The sequence below is a fragment of the Methanoregula sp. genome (assembly GCA_026625165.1).
In the GTDB taxonomy this organism is placed as follows: Archaea; Halobacteriota; Methanomicrobia; order Methanomicrobiales; family Methanospirillaceae; genus MVRE01.
The window spans coordinates 1,698,821-1,714,098 of record CP112999.1 but is presented as its reverse complement, the minus strand read 5'-3'; the positions used below and the strand labels follow the sequence as shown (position 1 = coordinate 1,714,098).

Annotated in this window: 13 protein-coding genes; 9 read left to right on the top strand and 4 right to left on the bottom strand. The window is 52.2% G+C overall.

Annotation, left to right across the window (positions count from 1 at the left end; translation table 11 throughout):
* Nucleotides 1-12 precede the first annotated feature (12 nt).
* The 6 genes from OS112_08960 (at nucleotide 13) to OS112_08935 (ending at nucleotide 7,393) form a co-directional block, all read left to right on the top strand.
* On the top strand, nucleotides 13-591 hold the full coding sequence (locus OS112_08960; protein WAC04580.1) for a hypothetical protein: 579 nt from the start codon (nucleotides 13-15) through the stop codon (nucleotides 589-591).
* Nucleotides 592-735: 144 nt separating this feature from the next.
* Nucleotides 736-1,254 carry a hypothetical protein gene (locus tag OS112_08955; GenBank protein ID WAC04579.1) on the top strand — a complete coding sequence of 173 codons (519 nt, stop codon included), beginning with the start codon at nucleotides 736-738 and terminating at the stop codon, nucleotides 1,252-1,254.
* Between the two features lie 344 nt (nucleotides 1,255-1,598).
* Entirely contained in the window at nucleotides 1,599-4,739 is a 3,141-nt protein-coding gene (locus OS112_08950; GenBank protein ID WAC04578.1) for a PAS domain S-box protein, read from the top strand.
* Nucleotides 4,740-4,841: 102 nt separating this feature from the next.
* On the top strand, nucleotides 4,842-5,957 hold the full coding sequence (locus OS112_08945) for an endonuclease Q family protein (protein WAC04577.1): 1,116 nt from the start codon (nucleotides 4,842-4,844) through the stop codon (nucleotides 5,955-5,957).
* A 73-nt stretch (nucleotides 5,958-6,030) separates the two neighbouring features.
* On the top strand, nucleotides 6,031-6,213 hold the full coding sequence (locus OS112_08940; protein ID WAC04576.1) for a 4Fe-4S binding protein: 183 nt from the start codon (nucleotides 6,031-6,033) through the stop codon (nucleotides 6,211-6,213).
* The gene (locus OS112_08935) at nucleotides 6,197-7,393 is read left to right on the top strand and encodes an NAD(P)/FAD-dependent oxidoreductase (GenBank protein ID WAC04575.1); all 1,197 of its coding nucleotides are present in this window, start codon (nucleotides 6,197-6,199) and stop codon (nucleotides 7,391-7,393) included. The genes OS112_08940 and OS112_08935 overlap by 17 nt, the downstream gene beginning before the upstream one ends.
* Here OS112_08935 and OS112_08930 read toward each other — a convergent pair.
* Nucleotides 7,385-8,050, bottom strand: coding sequence for a TrkA family potassium uptake protein (locus OS112_08930; GenBank protein ID WAC04574.1), 666 nt, complete (start codon nucleotides 8,048-8,050; stop codon nucleotides 7,385-7,387). The genes OS112_08935 and OS112_08930 overlap by 9 nt on opposite strands.
* A gap of 55 nt (nucleotides 8,051-8,105) precedes the next feature.
* Here OS112_08930 and rnhB point away from each other — a divergent pair, with 55 nt between their 5' ends.
* Together rnhB and OS112_08920 are read left to right on the top strand one after the other, a co-directional pair.
* A complete protein-coding gene (rnhB, locus tag OS112_08925) occupies nucleotides 8,106-8,741 on the top strand; it encodes a ribonuclease HII (protein ID WAC04573.1) in 636 nt (211 codons plus the stop codon).
* A 178-nt stretch (nucleotides 8,742-8,919) separates the two neighbouring features.
* A complete protein-coding gene (locus OS112_08920; GenBank protein ID WAC04572.1) occupies nucleotides 8,920-10,773 on the top strand; it encodes a type II/IV secretion system ATPase subunit in 1,854 nt (617 codons plus the stop codon).
* A 145-nt stretch (nucleotides 10,774-10,918) separates the two neighbouring features.
* On the opposite strand, the gene OS112_08915 is transcribed toward OS112_08920, so the two are convergent.
* A complete protein-coding gene (locus OS112_08915; GenBank protein ID WAC04571.1) occupies nucleotides 10,919-11,122 on the bottom strand; it encodes a hypothetical protein in 204 nt (67 codons plus the stop codon).
* A gap of 83 nt (nucleotides 11,123-11,205) precedes the next feature.
* On the opposite strand from OS112_08915, the gene OS112_08910 reads away from it, so the two are divergent.
* The gene (locus OS112_08910) at nucleotides 11,206-12,495 is read left to right on the top strand and encodes a site-2 protease family protein (protein ID WAC04570.1); all 1,290 of its coding nucleotides are present in this window, start codon (nucleotides 11,206-11,208) and stop codon (nucleotides 12,493-12,495) included.
* Between the two features lie 91 nt (nucleotides 12,496-12,586).
* Here OS112_08910 and OS112_08905 read toward each other — a convergent pair whose 3' ends face one another.
* Both OS112_08905 and OS112_08900 read right to left on the bottom strand, forming a co-directional pair.
* A complete protein-coding gene (locus tag OS112_08905; protein WAC04569.1) occupies nucleotides 12,587-13,543 on the bottom strand; it encodes a phosphoribulokinase in 957 nt (318 codons plus the stop codon).
* 30 nt (nucleotides 13,544-13,573) lie between these two features.
* Nucleotides 13,574-15,265 (bottom strand): glycogen debranching enzyme N-terminal domain-containing protein, encoded by a 1,692-nt coding sequence (locus OS112_08900; GenBank protein ID WAC04568.1) that lies wholly within the window; start codon nucleotides 15,263-15,265, stop codon nucleotides 13,574-13,576.
* Between the last annotated feature and the right edge of the window lie 13 nt (nucleotides 15,266-15,278).

Below are 15,278 nucleotides of genomic sequence, written 5' to 3'. Positions count from 1 at the left end.
TGTGGGCAGGGCATGGTCTTTTCATTCAGCCTCTCGAGCGAGAAAAAGATTTACCTGGTGATATCACCTGCAGAAAAACTGAAGCTCTACAACAGCGAGATCATCCGGCAGCTCCTTCTCGATAAGCATTCCGTCCTCGTCGTCACAACCAACCAGCCATATACCACGCTTGCAAAGAATTACGAAAACTACGGGCTCGACCTTTCAAAGATCTGGTTTGTCGACGCAATCACGAAGTGTGCGCTGGGAAGGATACCCCCGGAAGCCGGTAACTGCAGGTTTGTTAAAAGTCCCTCCAATATCACCGATCTCGGCATTGTCATTACAGATGTGCTCAATACCTTCCCGGACGAAAAACCCTGTATCCTTTTTGATTCAATCAGCACAATGTTAATCTATATTTCATCGATTAATATCTCAAAATTCATCCATTTCATCACCAACAAGCTGAAGATTTTGAACTCCCCGGGTATCTTCCTTGCTACTGAAAAAAGCCTCGACCCGTTGTTGATGACCCAGATCGTCACATTTGTCGACGAAGTCATTAACACAGAATCTGACACAGGCAACCGGGAATACGAGAAATTCTGAATTTTTAAATTTCATTTACATCGCCTCCGGATTTAACCGGACCCCGATTAGTCCATGCGCACGGTCAGCAAATTCATGGGGTATCCGGTGTCCGCAGCAGGGAAAAAGTCAGAATTTTATCATATGAGATAAAATTTTTTTATCATGAAAACGATTGTGCTCGGTGCAATTATCCTCTGCATGGTTCTTGTTGCCGGTTGTACAACCGGCCAGCCGGTTTCCGGAGTGCCTGCTCAAAGCCTGAGTATGAATGAACCTGCGGTTTTGCAGGACGGGACGTACAAAATCACAGCCATGATTGATCACATTGAAGCAGACTCGTCAAAACCCGGAAAAAAGATTGTTGATGTTTATATCCGGGCAACAAATTCCGGGACCCAACCGGTCCAGCTGGTCTGGTACAGTAAAATTACCGATCAGGCCGGAGTCTCGCACGGCGGCATCGGCGTCTCGCATGGCGGTTCGGGCGCCCATGCCCCTCCGCTTGACCCTGGATCATCGGCAATCGCACGGGACTATGTTGTCGTTGAATCTGACGCGGACTTTACTTCACTCTCAAAAGGGGGAACCCTTGATGTATCATTCATCGTGCAGCCGGCTGAAGGCGGATCGCCAGTAAATTTCCATACCTCCTGGGTGATTGATCCAAACCGTATCAGGTGAATCCTTTTTAGAATTTTTTTTAACTGCCTTATTGGGAAACCCTGTAGTCCGGTGATATGCTATGGGAAATTCAATTTTAACCTGCTCCGGATGACCATGTTTTCGGATGTTTGAGAGACAAATAAAGGCACGACACAAAAATCATTCAACAGAATGCTCGCCAATGCCGAAACTGCACACCTATTCTCCCTCAGGCTCTCTTAAATAAGACAGAACCGATCAAAACCTTAATCGATGAAGCGTGTAATGTAAGCGTATGAAAAAGACCAATCTCCCGGCATTGCATCTTTTAATCTTTGTTTGATAAGTCAATGAAAAACAGCCATTTGCTCACGATATAATCCATGAAAAAAACCGTTAAGGAATCAACCGGCATTACTGCTCATGAAATCCTCCTTACGGAACGTAATTTATCCCTTGCTTTGGCAGCGGCTGCTACACTTGATGAGGTATTACCCCAGTGCCTTGATGCAGCCATCCGGCTTTCCGGAATGGATAGTGGCGGTATTTACCTAGTCAACCAGAAATCCGGTGACCTTGACCTTTTCTGTTCTTCCGGTTTATCTGATGGATTTATCCGGGAAACCACTCATATTCCGACTGACTCACCATCTGCCCGCCTGGTTTTGGCCAAAAAAAATATTTATTCCACATATCCGGCACTGAAAGTCCCTATCAGGGGGGAACGGGCAAAGGAAGGAATTCATGCTATCGCAATATTACCTATACTTTATAAAGAGCGTGTCATTGCCTGTTTTAATATCGCATCACACGTACTGGATTCAATACCGGAGCAGAGCCGGTCGATCCTGGAGTCTTTTACCTCACTTATCGGTAACAGCATTGCGCGGATCCAGGTGGAAGAGGCGCTGCAGCAGAGCGAGAACCGGTACCGGAACATTATCGAGGACCAGACAGAATTCGTCTGCCGGTTTACTCCTGAGGGCAACCTCACGTTTGTCAACGATGCCTACTGCCGGTATTTCGGGTTAAATCGGAATGAATGCATCGGAAATCACCACACAGTGAATATTCCCCCGGACGATGCCGGAAAGATGAGGGAACATATCAAAGCACTGACTCCGGAAAACCCGGTCACTGAACTCAGGCACCGCATCGTCATGCCGGATGGCCAGATCCGGTGGCAGCGCTGGAGTGATCGTGCAATCTTTGATAAGAAGGGTCATGTGGTTGAATACCAGTCCGTCGGACGGGATATCACTGATGTTATCGCGACAGAAGATGCTCTCCGTGACAGCGAAGAAAAATACCGGACCCTGATTGAGCGGGCAAATGATGGTATCGTAATTATACAGGACGGAATTGTCAGATTTGCCAACCAGCGTCTTGGTGAACTCTGGGGAGGTTCGATTGAAGAGATTACAGGCAGACCCCTGACTGATTTTGTCCATCCGGATGCCATGCAGGAGATTATCGAGCGTTATAAACAGAGAATGGCGGGGGAAACACCGCCACCGGTTTACGAGACGATACTGAAGCACAAGGACGGGAGCAGGTTCAATGCTGAGCTGAATGCAGGGGTTATTCTGTACAAAAAGAAACCTGCGGATCTTGTCATTATACGTGATATGACCGAGCGAAAGCGGGCAGAAGAAGAGCTCCGCGAGATGAGTCTGTTCCAGGAAAGCGTTATTTCCAATGCCAATGTCTGGCTGATGGTGCTTGATGAAAAAGGCAAAATTCTGCTCTGGAATAATGCGGCTGCTGAGATCAGCGGATACCCTGCACACGAGGTGATCGGCACCAACCGGATATGGAGATCCCTCTATCCTGATCGTGATTACCGCAAAAAGATTACCGATACGCTCACCGGGATTATCAAAGAAAAGAAGTACCTGCAGAATTTTGAGACGACTATCAACTGTAGATCCGGTGGGCAGAAGGTTATTCTCTGGAATACCCGGGGACTGGAGGGGGAAAAAGGGCAGGGCGCCAGATTCGTTGCAATCGGAGTGGACATCACCAAGAGCATCAGGGCGGAAGAGGCCCTGCGGGAGAGCGAGGAACGGTACCGGAGCGTCGTAGAAGACCAGACGGAGTTTATCTGCCGGTTCACATCGGATGGAACGCTCACGTTTGTCAACGATGCCTACTGCCGGTATTTCGGGTTGAAGAATGATGAATGCATCGGGAAGCACCACAATGTGAATATTCCCCCGGATGATGCCAGAAGGATGAAGCAACATATCAAAGCACTGACCCGAAAGAATCCGGTTGCTTTAATCGATCACCGGATCATAATGCCCTCCGGGGAGATCCGATGGCAACGCTGGAGTGATCGTGCAATCTTTGATAAAGATGGTCGTGTGGTTGAATACCAGACTGTTGGGAGAGACATCACTGAACAAAAACAGGCAGAAAAAGCATTACAGGATTCAGAACGCCGTTTTTCTGATATCATCAGTTTCATACCGGATGCGACATTTGCCATCGATCGGCAAGGAAAAATAATCGCATGGAACCGGGCGATTGAAAAGATGACCGGTGTTGCTGCGGGCGATATGATTGGAAAGGGGGATCATGAGTACGGCATCCCGTTTTACGGGGAGAGACGTCCGATCCTCATTGATCTGATATTTGGGGATAATGAGGAGATCACGAAAAAGTATCCTGCAATCCAGAAAAAAGGGGATAAATTTATCTCTGAAATTTTTATCCAGCGTCTTTATGGCGGAAAGGGCGCCCACCTCTGGTTCATCGCATCCCCGCTCTATGACACGAATGGTAATGTCACTGGAGCAATCGAATCGATCAGGGACGTCAGTGATCGCAAACGGGCAGAGGAGGCGCTCATAAAATTGAATGAAGAACTTGAACAACGGGTCAAAGAACGTACAGAGCAGATTAACGCCTCCTTAGAGGAAAAAGTAGTCCTGCTCCGCGAGATCCACCACCGGGTGAAGAACAACCTCCAGATTATTATCTCGTTACTGAAACTACAGTCCCGGTATATGACGGATGAGAACACAGTTGCCGCATTCCGGGAGTGCCAGAACCGGGTCATGGCAATGTCACTTGTCCACGAAAAACTGTACCAGTCCGAAGACATCTCAAAGATTGACCTTGGAAATTATGTCCGGTTCCTCGGCAACAGTCTTTTCCAGTTTTTTGGCAGGAGTGAGAAGGGTGTCACGTTCAGTACGGATATCCGGAATATTTCCCTCGATATCAACACTGCCATTCCGGTCGGGCTGATGATCAATGAACTGGTCTCAAACTCCTTAAAGCATGCGTTTCCCGACGGAAAAATCGGGGAGATCTCTATTGCGATCCACCAAAAAGAACGCCAGCTTACTATTGTCTATAAGGATACCGGAGTCGGCATCCCGCAGGAGTTCGACTGGCGCAAAGCCAAGTCACTCGGGCTCCGGCTCGTCATCTCGCTTGTCGAACAGCTATTCGGGACGATTGAACTGGACCGGACGGCGGGAACGGTGTTCACTATCGTTGTCAACGAGAAATAAAAATCTTCTCCCGGGGGATCCGTCATGTAAAAAAATGCGGCTAACCCCCGCCATGATGCTCATTAATTACATCCAAAAACCCTCTAATATTCAGGCCATACCATGCTCGCCAATGCCGACCTGCACATCCATTCCCCGTACTCGATCGCCGTTTCCCGTTCGATGGTGCCCGAACATCTAATCACGGCATGCGAGATTAAGGGAATCTCCGTTCTCGGGACAGGTGACGCGTTGCACCCCGCGTGGCAGCAGGCATGGCGCCCTTTTCTTGAAAACAACGCCGGTGTTGTGGTTGTCCCGACCGCAGAGGTCGAAGACCAGTCCCGTGTGCACCACCTGATCCTTGCAGAGGATTTTTCGCAGTTCGATGAACTACGGGACCGGCTTTCTGCACACAGCAGGAGCCTCGTATCGGTAGGCCGGCCTCATGTCTACCTCTCTGGCGGGGCAATCGCAGAAATTGTTCATGAGACCGGTGGGATGGTCGGCCCTGCGCACGCGTTTACCCCGTGGACAGCGATGTATGCATATTTTGACTCCGTCTCCGGCTGCTATGGATCCGAACCGATCGACTTCCTTGAACTCGGCCTCTCGGCCGACAGCAGTTACGGTGCCGGTATTACGGATCTTTATGGCATCCCGTTCCTCTCCAATTCCGATGCCCACAGCCCGGCGCCTGAGAAATTTGCCCGCGAGTTTAACCGGCTCGAACTTACTTCCCTGAATGTACCTTCAGTCCTTGATGCGGTGAAGAACGGCAGGATCGTGTTAAATGCCGGGTTCTTCCCGGAAGAGGGGAAGTACAACCGCACCGCCTGCGTCCGCTGCTTTACCCAGTATTCGCTCAAAGAGGCGGTCCGGCATGCTTGGCGGTGCCCGGATGACGGCGGCATCATCAAGAAAGGCGTGTACGACCGTGCACGCGAGCTCTCGACCGCCGCTTCCCGTCCACGCCCCCCTTACCTCCACATGGTCCCGCTCGGCCAGATCATAAGGACCGTTGAAGGGGTATCGTCGCCGCACACCAGAAAGTGCCGGGCAGTCTACGATATACTCATCGCTGCATTAGGGAACGAGATCGAGGTGCTCACCAACACTCCCGTCTCAGAAATCCGGGCCTTGAACCCGAAGGTGGCCGATGCCATCGATGCATTGCGTAACGGCAGGGTAACGCTGCACCCGGGCGGCGGCGGGAAGTACGGCACATTTTCTTACTGACCGCTGAGTCCCCCTGTCTTTTTTTTAAAAAATACGTAAAGATTAATGAAATTGCGCTCCAACATTTACCGCAATGCTCAATGTACATCGGGATATCTGTGGATATTGCGGGTGTTGCGTCTCGGTCTGTCCGGAAGGAGCCCTCGAACTGATCGATGCATACCTCAGCGTTGAACAAAACTGCACGAGTTGCGGCATCTGCGCCAAGGTCTGCCCTCTGGGGGCGCTGGAGGTTGCCAATGAAAAGCCGATATGACGTCCTCGTTGTAGGTGGAGGCCCTGCAGGAGCGGTTGCGGCACGGACAGCGGCAAAAAAAGGTCTGTCTGTATGCCTTGTTGAGAAACGACCTGCGATCGGGGCGCCGGTCCGGTGTGCGGAAGGGATCGGGCGCGAGGCGCTTGCGGAGTTCGTCGCGCCGGACAAGCGGTGGATATCGGCAGAGATGACCGGGGCAGCGATTGTTGCACCTGACGGAACCATGATGAAGCTTGAGTCAAACCTTGCAGGCAACAAGGTTGGATACATCCTTGACCGCAAGGTCTTTGACCGGGAGCTCGTCTGGCAGGCTGCTGATGCAGGATCGGACGTCTTTGTCAAGACCCGGGCAACCGCCCCCATAATGGAGGACGGGGTTGTTAAAGGGGCAAAACTTGAGTCCTGCGGAACCGTCACGGATGTGAAGTCGGATGTGGTGATCGCAGCGGACGGCGTCGAAGCCAAGTTTGCCCGCTGGTGCGGGATTGACACCACAGTGCCAGTCCGCGAGATCATGAGCGGGGCGCAGTATGTGCTCACCGACATTGACATCGACCCGTACTCGACCGTGTTCTACCTTGGCAACGAAGTCGCTCCCGAAGGATATCTCTGGATCTTCCCCAAGGGGGCCCGGTCGGCAAATGTCGGCATCGGGATCTCCGGGAAAAAGAGCGGCACCGGGCACCGGGCAAAGGACTATCTCGATAAATTCGTGCAAAAGACATTCCCGGAAGGAAAGATGATCGAGTTTATTGTCGGCGGCGTTTCGGTATGCCCCCCGCTTGGCTGCACCGTGGCTGACGGGCTCATTATCGCCGGGGACGCGGCGCGGGTAGTCGACCCCCTCACCGGCGGCGGGATCTATAACGGCATGTTTACCGGGAACCTTGCCGCCAGTGTCGCAGCAGACTGCATTTCAAAGGGCGACACCGGCAAAAAAGCACTGATGGCTTATGATGCAGGGTGGCGCAGTTCAAAGATGGGCAGGGCGATTGCGCGCAACTACCATATCAAGGAATATTTAATCAAACAGCCGGACGAGAAACTCAACGCTATTATAAAATCGGTCTCAAAACTGAATCTCACCGAGTTCTCGACGATCACCCTTATCAAGGAAATCATGAAGGTGAACCCGAAACTTATGGTCGAACTCGGTGCGCTCGCCGCATCGCTACGCTGATTTCTTGAGTTGTTTGTTGAGCAGGCGCAGGCAGTCGTCCTCCGCCTCTTTTTTTGTAAATACCGTGAACGTGTCGCCCGCGTGGATCATCACATTGCCGCTGGGGATGATCAGTTCTCCTGACTGGCGGCGGATCGCGATAAAGACAAAGTCCTTTACCTTCAGGTCACGGATCTCGTGGCCGACGATGGGCGCGCCGTTCTCGGCAACGATCTCAAAGATCGACCCGCCGGGGATCTGGGCGAGCTGCTGGAGCTGCGGGTTCTCCGCCCAGTAATAGAGCCGTGAAGCGACCAGTTCATCAGGGTTTTCGCTGATCCTCACCCCGACCTCCTTGAAAAATTCCGAATGGGAGATCTGGTTGACGATCGCCACGACCTGTGGCACGCGGAACCGTTTTGCAAGCCAGCACGCCATCAGGTTCACGGCATCATCGCTTGTCGTGGCAACGAACGCGTCTGCCCGGTCGATCCCCGCTTCCTCTAGGACAGATTTGTCGGTGGCATTACCGGTGATCGCCAGCACATCGTGGTGCTCGAGAATATCGCTGCAGCGCGACTCGTCCTGGTCGATGGCAACGACATTATTGCCGTGTTCGACTGACTGCCCGACAAGACATCTCCCGATCCCGCCCAGACCCACGATGATAATGTACATGCCTACCGGTTACCATCATCTCCCTTGAAATAATTTGCGCAATCAATCCTGATATGTGATCTGCGGGGTGGACGAGGCGGGTAAGGGTTCGGTGCTCGGGCCGATGGTTGTCGCAGCCGTCGCAGCCGACTCGGAAGCTGTCCTTTCCGGCCTGGACGTAAAAGACTCCAAACTGCTCTCAAGGGAAAAACGCGAAGACCTTTATTATGCAATAGAAAAAAGGTGCAGGACTGCAACGATCATCATTCCCGCAGAAGAGATCGATGCACAGAGAAAAGTGATCACGATGAACGCGTGCGTTGCCAGGGCGCATGCTGCCGTCATCCGTAAAATCAGCCCATCAACCGCCTACGTAGATGCCTGCGACGTAAACCCGGTACGGTATGCACAGATGGTGCGGGAACATCTCGGCGATCCCTCCTGCTGTATAGTTTCAGAGCACCATGCCGACCAGACCTATAAAATTGTGTCCGCGGCAAGCATCGTGGCAAAAGTCATCCGGGACAGGGAGATTGCATCGCTTGCCGGAACTTTTGGGGAGATCGGGAGCGGTTACCCGTCGGACCCGGTGACGATTGCGTTTCTGTCTTCCTACATGAAAGAGCACCGCCGCCCGCCGGACTGTGCCAGAAAGAGCTGGAAAACAATCGATAACCTGATCGCTGATGCGGAACAGAAGACTCTCTTTTAAAAGCATGACCGGTCAGATAATCTCCGGTGCAGCCCGCTTCTGCCCTCCGGCCAGTTATTTCCTTTAAATACAATTTACCGGGACCATATGGCAGACAATATTGAGCTCATCCTGAAAAGAGCCAACAATAAAATTAATACTATAGTTGACAAAGGGATCAAATTGCGGTAGATGCCCCATGTCGATCGATGTCGATATCAGCAGCATGTTTTTATCAAAATTTCTCGACTCCCCAAAAAAAGAAGGGAAAAAACAAGCGGCTGAAGAAAAATCTGCCCCCGCTCCCGGCCCCTCCCTGGAACCTTCATCGGATGATTCACTGGAATCATTACTGGAACCGGTCACAAAGCCCGGCATAAAAACCGAAGCGAAACCCACGGGACAGAAAAAGAGGCTGTTCGATCGTTTCAGGGCCCTGCATGACGACAAGTGCGCTGCTGTCGCAGGTGCGGAGTGTTACAGCGCGGGGATTCACGGGCCCCTTGTTGACCTGACATGGGATCCGGTCCCTGACGTTGAGGTGGTTGAGGTATACCCGGTAAATGAACCCTACGCGTACGTGCGGATAACGTACAACAACAACACGATGGAATATTCCTACGATATTCTCGAACCCGTGCTTACCGCTGAAGAAAAAGATCTGATGGAAGAGGTAAAACAGGGGGTGCTTGACCGGCTCGATATCAACATGGGGAACGTCACGAAGGAGAAAGCGCAGAAGGCGCTGGTAAAATATATTGACGAAGTGCTTTCCGATTACCATATCTCCCTTTCCGCCTGCCAGCATGCCAAAATGATGTACCACATCGAAAAGGAATATCTCGGTGATGGCGTGATCGATGCAGTCATGCATGACCCCAATGTCGAGGATATCTCCTGTGACGGGGTGAACTCCCCGATCTTCCTCTTCCACCGTAAATACGAGTCCGTCCAGACCAGCCTGATGTACACGAACGCTGTTGAACTCAACTCGTTTGTGACAAAACTCGCCCAGCGTGCGGGAAAATTCATCTCGATTGCCGAGCCGATGCTCGACGCGACGATGACGGACGGGTCAAGGATCCAGATGACGCTGGGAGAAGAGGTGACCGCACATGGTTCGACGTTTACAATCCGTAAGTTCAAGGACGAACCGGTCACGCCAACCGACCTTATCCAGTGGTCGACCTTCTCCCCGCTTTCGATTGCATACCTCTGGCTTGCTGTCGAGAACGGGAAGTCCTGCATCTTCTCCGGTGGGACCGCATCGGGCAAGACCACGTCTCTGAATGCGATTGCACTCTTCATCCCGAGGATGGCAAAGATCATCACGCTTGAGGACACGCGGGAACTCAAGCTCCCGCACCCCAACTGGATCCCCAGCATTACGCGGGACGCGTTCAGCTCGGACGGGAAGGGTTCCGTGGATATGTACGAGCTGCTCAAGGCAGCGCTCCGCCAGCGCCCCGAGTACCTCATCGTCGGTGAGGTGCGGGGCAAGGAAGCCCTCACGCTGTTCCAGGCAATGAGCACGGGGCATATAACCTACTCGACAATGCACGCCGACTCCGTATCCAGCGCCGTCCACCGTCTTGAGAACGCCCCCATCGATGTCCCGCGAAACATGCTCACCGCGCTCCATATCATGTGCATCCAGGTGCAGGTGCAGATCGGCGGCAGGCGCACGCGGCGCAACAAGCAGATCATCGAGATCCTCGATATTGACCCGAGGACCAACGAGCTGATAACAAACGTCGTGTTCCAGTGGCATGAGGCAACCGACGAGATCAAGTACACCGGGAAGTCCTTTGTCCTTGAATCGATTATGGAGAAGAAAGGGTGGGACGAGGCAAGGATGATGGTGGAACTGAGGAACCGGCAGCTCGTTCTCCAGTGGATGCACCTCAAGAAACTGCACAATTACAAAGAGGTCAGCAACGTGCTGATCTCCTATTCGCGGCGCCCTGAGCAGCTGCTTGAGAAAGTAAAGGCAGATCTTGAAGCTGCAGAAAAAGTAGAAGCTACACCGGCTGCTGCCCCGGCAGCCCAGTAACCTATAAAAATATAAAAAAATCTTTGGCATGAACAATTCCTGAATTTTTCATCAAACTTGCAATGAAAACATCCGATTCTCATCCCCGTCCGGCTTGTTTTTTTGTCGGACGTGCCTGAAAGGCTCTGCTTTTCATTTCCGTTCTCTAGAAGTATTGTCGTCGTTTATACCAGCCAAAATACATCAGGGCTGCAATGATGGCAACCACAATGACTACGACAACAGGGTTCTGTTCCATAATGCCGAGCAGCCATGCGAACATGCCGATATCGGTTATAATGGCGGGTTTCTGTGCTGGCTGGATTGTCGTATTCTCATACTCTCTACCTGATACAAGCAATTGACTCATCGAGCAATTCCATATTACGAATCTTTTCAGAACTGGCAACAGACTACCATTTTATCTATCATGTTGCCTCACCGGTACACCACATGAGCTGGGTCTTTTTTGTCCTCCTTCTGGTCACGATTTACGCAGTCGTGGCATACTATATCCACTCTAAAAAATTATTCCCGGATCATGTCATGTTCTACGGCCCGATCATGGCGATCAAGACAAACCGGGTCGGGTTTTTCGACCGGTTCAGCGCCATCCGGACCTTCCTGCGGCTGTATGGTACGTTCGGCGTCCTCATGGTCGTGCTGGTCTCGGTCTTCATCACGGTGATGCTCGTCATCTCTGTCAGGTACACTCTCGTCCTGCAGCCGGAACCCACCGGTATCTACAAACCCCAGAACATCCTGCTCCTGCCAGGCATCAACGAATATGTCCCGTCAACCCTCGCCGTCTGGCTCGCGTTCATCATCACAATCGCAGTCCACGAGTTCGGGCACGGGTTCCTGTGCCGGGTCGAGAACATCACTGTCAAAGGCATGGGCGTCATCCTCGCGGTCATCCCCATCGGTTTTTTTGTCGAACCTGACGAGGACGAGCTGGAAAAGACAAAAGGGATGCCCAAGATGCGGATGTTTGGTGCCGGCATCACCAACAACCTTGTCGTGGGTTTTTTTTGTTTTGTCCTGCTCATCCTGCTTGTCGGCACCGCAGTACCGGCAACAGCGCCGGTCATCCATGGGATCTACAAGGACTACCCCGCCGATCTTGCAGGCGTCCCGCAGGGTTCGGTGGTCAAGGCAGTCAACGGGGTCTCGGTTGCCACGCGGGACGAGGTCGCAGGAATCCTTAACTCCACCCGACCCGGCGATCCCATCGCCCTGAAAGTAGAAAAGGATGCAATTGTCTCTGAGTACTACTTTACTCTTGCGCCGTGGCCGGCAGAGCTCAGCCGCCCGGGCGGGTTCATGGGTGTCCAGTACTATGACGGGGCGTCGATCAAGGAAGCGATTGGCAGCATGCTCTCGCCGTTAGGCGTGCTCCAGTTCCTTGTTATCCCGTTCGATACCTCCTCAAACGCCCAGTTCCTGCGGATCCTTGCATTCGATTCCCCCGACGAGCAGTACTACCAGGTACCTTTTGCTTCGTACTGGGGGATTGTGCACCTGCTCTTCTGGTGTGGCTGGATCAACATCAATGTCGGGATCTTCAATGCGATCCCGATGGTTCCCCTTGACGGGGGATATATCTTAAAAGAAGGAGTCGACCGGTTGCTTGACCGGCGCGGGCTCCTGAAATATTCTGCACGGGTGGTAAGCACGGTCAGTTATGTCATGCTGGTCATGCTGATGTCACTGATCCTGCTGCCGTACCTGCTTCATATGTGAAACCCGAATCTTTTTAAAAAGAAACAGGAGGAAAGGTCAAAGACCATGACCTTCGTCCCCTCCCAGGATACCGATCGGGAGTTGTTCTGCGTCAGTTCTCCATGAAGATACGGCGGTGGATGATCCTCCAGCACAGGATCAGCTGGGCGAGGTCACCGGCAGTCACGTACGCCCGGTTTTGAAAAATTGAGATCGGGTGGACCCGTGTCTGGTTCTCAATGCTGTGCTCGAGCTTTTCTACGACGTGCCCGCTCAGTTCACCGTCCATGACAAGCTCACCCATCCTGTGACCGTCATGCTCGCATGTCCCGAATTTAAGCGAGAAATTCCTCTGGGATATTGAGAGGATTGAATAGAGGTCCAGCGACAGATCGATATTTTCAATGCTGTGTTTCAACCTGCTCTGGGAAAGGGTGATCCGGTAGACATTCCGATCAATGCCGAGCTGCCGACCGTATTCAGAGTAATCGATGCCAATTACTGCTTCGGCAAATTCTTTCTGGGGTGCAATATAGTTTTTATAATCCTGTTCCCTTTCGGCGATCTCTCTGATCACCTGCTCGTGCGAATACCCCCGTTTTCCCGTATCCCGCCGTATCTTCCAGTCATACTTTACTTCCTGTACCGGGTCCACAAAGAGCGAGAAATCGAGATAGCGGCGAAGGGCCGGAGTGAATAACGGGTGGAGCCCTTCAAGGATCAGGATCTTTTTCGGGCGAAAAATTACAGGTGGGCCAAAGGTCCCGGTATCATGGTTGTAGACGGATTTTTCTATGGGGACACCGCGCCTGAGCTGTGCAATATCCTTTTCAAGCAAATCGAGATTGTTTGCCCGGGGATTGAGGGGCGTGACCCCCAGTTCTTTACGGTTTTTCCTGTCAAGACTGTGGTAATCGTCCAGCGTGATGGTAGAGACCAGATCGTCCCCGAAGATGCTCCGGATCCCCTGGGTAAACGTGGTCTTTCCTGACCCGCTGTCACCGGCAACACCGATAATAAAGATGAACGGAGAAGCTGCGATAGTGTCCTTGAAATTTGGATGGTGCATGGGGGGTTCAGTACTGCATGGTATGGCGTTTCAATAAAAAACCATTCTGCAGGCTCTGGAGATCTCTGCAACGCTCCATGCCTGGGCGATGCACCCTCTCGGAATGTATGGGGGATCGCCATCGAATATTTCAGATATGTAACCCATACCGGCTTCCCTGAGATGGTGGAGGATTGGAATGAGCAGTGGCTGGATCTTATCACCCCGGACTCCGTTTCTTATGAGTGCATCGACATACCAACCGGTCAGCCATGGCCAGACACATCCGTTATGGTAGCTGCGATCGCCGGAATAACGTCCCTCATAATGAGGGTCCCGGGGCGAGAGGGTCCGAAGCCCGTATGGGGTCAGGAGATTTTTATTGATGGCATCGAGGGCTTTTGCTGCATGGTCCTGGTCAACAAGACCGAGCGCGAGAGCGACTACCTGGTTCGGGCGGATGGAAGGATCAACCGGATCGATGCGATCAAAAAGGCATTGTGTTTCTTTGTTCCAGAATCTTTTGAACGCTTCCTGCGCAGAATCAACAGTTACGGGTATATCGATTCCCATTGCCTCGGATTCTGTCAGCGCATTGACCCATAATGCATTGATCTCGACTGGTTTCCCTTCACGGGGTGTGAACCCGGTATCCATCCAGGTGCTCTTTGGCACAACCGAGATAAGACTTCCATCAATTGAAGCAACCGGTGATGAAACGTAGTTGTTAAGGATATCACTAATTACCGGTCTCATCTGCCCGATAAAGCGGTCATCCCCCCAGCGTCGCCTGTATCGCACGAGTGCATGGATGAACCAGAGGGAAGCGTCACTTGTATGATAATTATCCGGGAACCGGTTGGGGATTATACCATCTTTCATCCCAGATGCCAGCCGCCGGAGCACCGCCTGTGCAGCAGCCTTCTGGTCTCGTTCAATCAGCAGTCCGGTGATGCTGATCGCAGAATCCCTGCCCCATGACTCGCAGAACCAGTGGTAGCCGGCAAAGATCTCGTCCCCGTGACAGAACGCATCGGATGCCCGGTCCATCCATTGAAGGGGGGATTGAGGGGAAAGAATACGGTTTTTTTCCACCGGATCGTGCCCATTACGTGTGCATTGGAACGTGACCTTGCCATTTCTCAAAGGACCAGAGAAAAAACCGGGCGAATAGAGATCTTCAACAGGCTCGTAACCCCTCTCGTGCTCCTGCTCGTACCAGACATTCCAGTACGTGACGGGATCAGGATCAAAGGGGAGGTCGCTTTCAAAGAAGAGTTCACCCCAGCGTACACCGTTAGGTTCACTGACACTCGGGGGACAAGGGATACGGACAACCTCATTGACCGACCGGTCGGTAATGAGAGGACGGACACGGAGCTCCGCATTACCGATAATATCATACGTTATTGAAAGGTTCCCGTCAAAGGAGACAGTCTTCTGGACAGTGACATCACCCACCATATAGGTCCAGCGGGGCGGGTAAGCCGAGAATGCATGGAGGTTCAAAAGCCCTGCGTCATCAGATCCATCCTGATACTGCTGTGCGGAGATACGAACCCCGTTTACGATCTCATCAAGTCCGGCCAGCTGCAGGCGTCCGTGGTCTACAAAAAGTCCGTGATATTTTCTGGTATTCCCACCTACAGATGATGAGCAGTAGGCATGATCCGCCGCCATCAGAAATTCAAGCCTTCGGGCGGCAGCCGGTTTTTGAATTTCCCGACCGTACTTAAATGCCATCAGCACCTTCCCT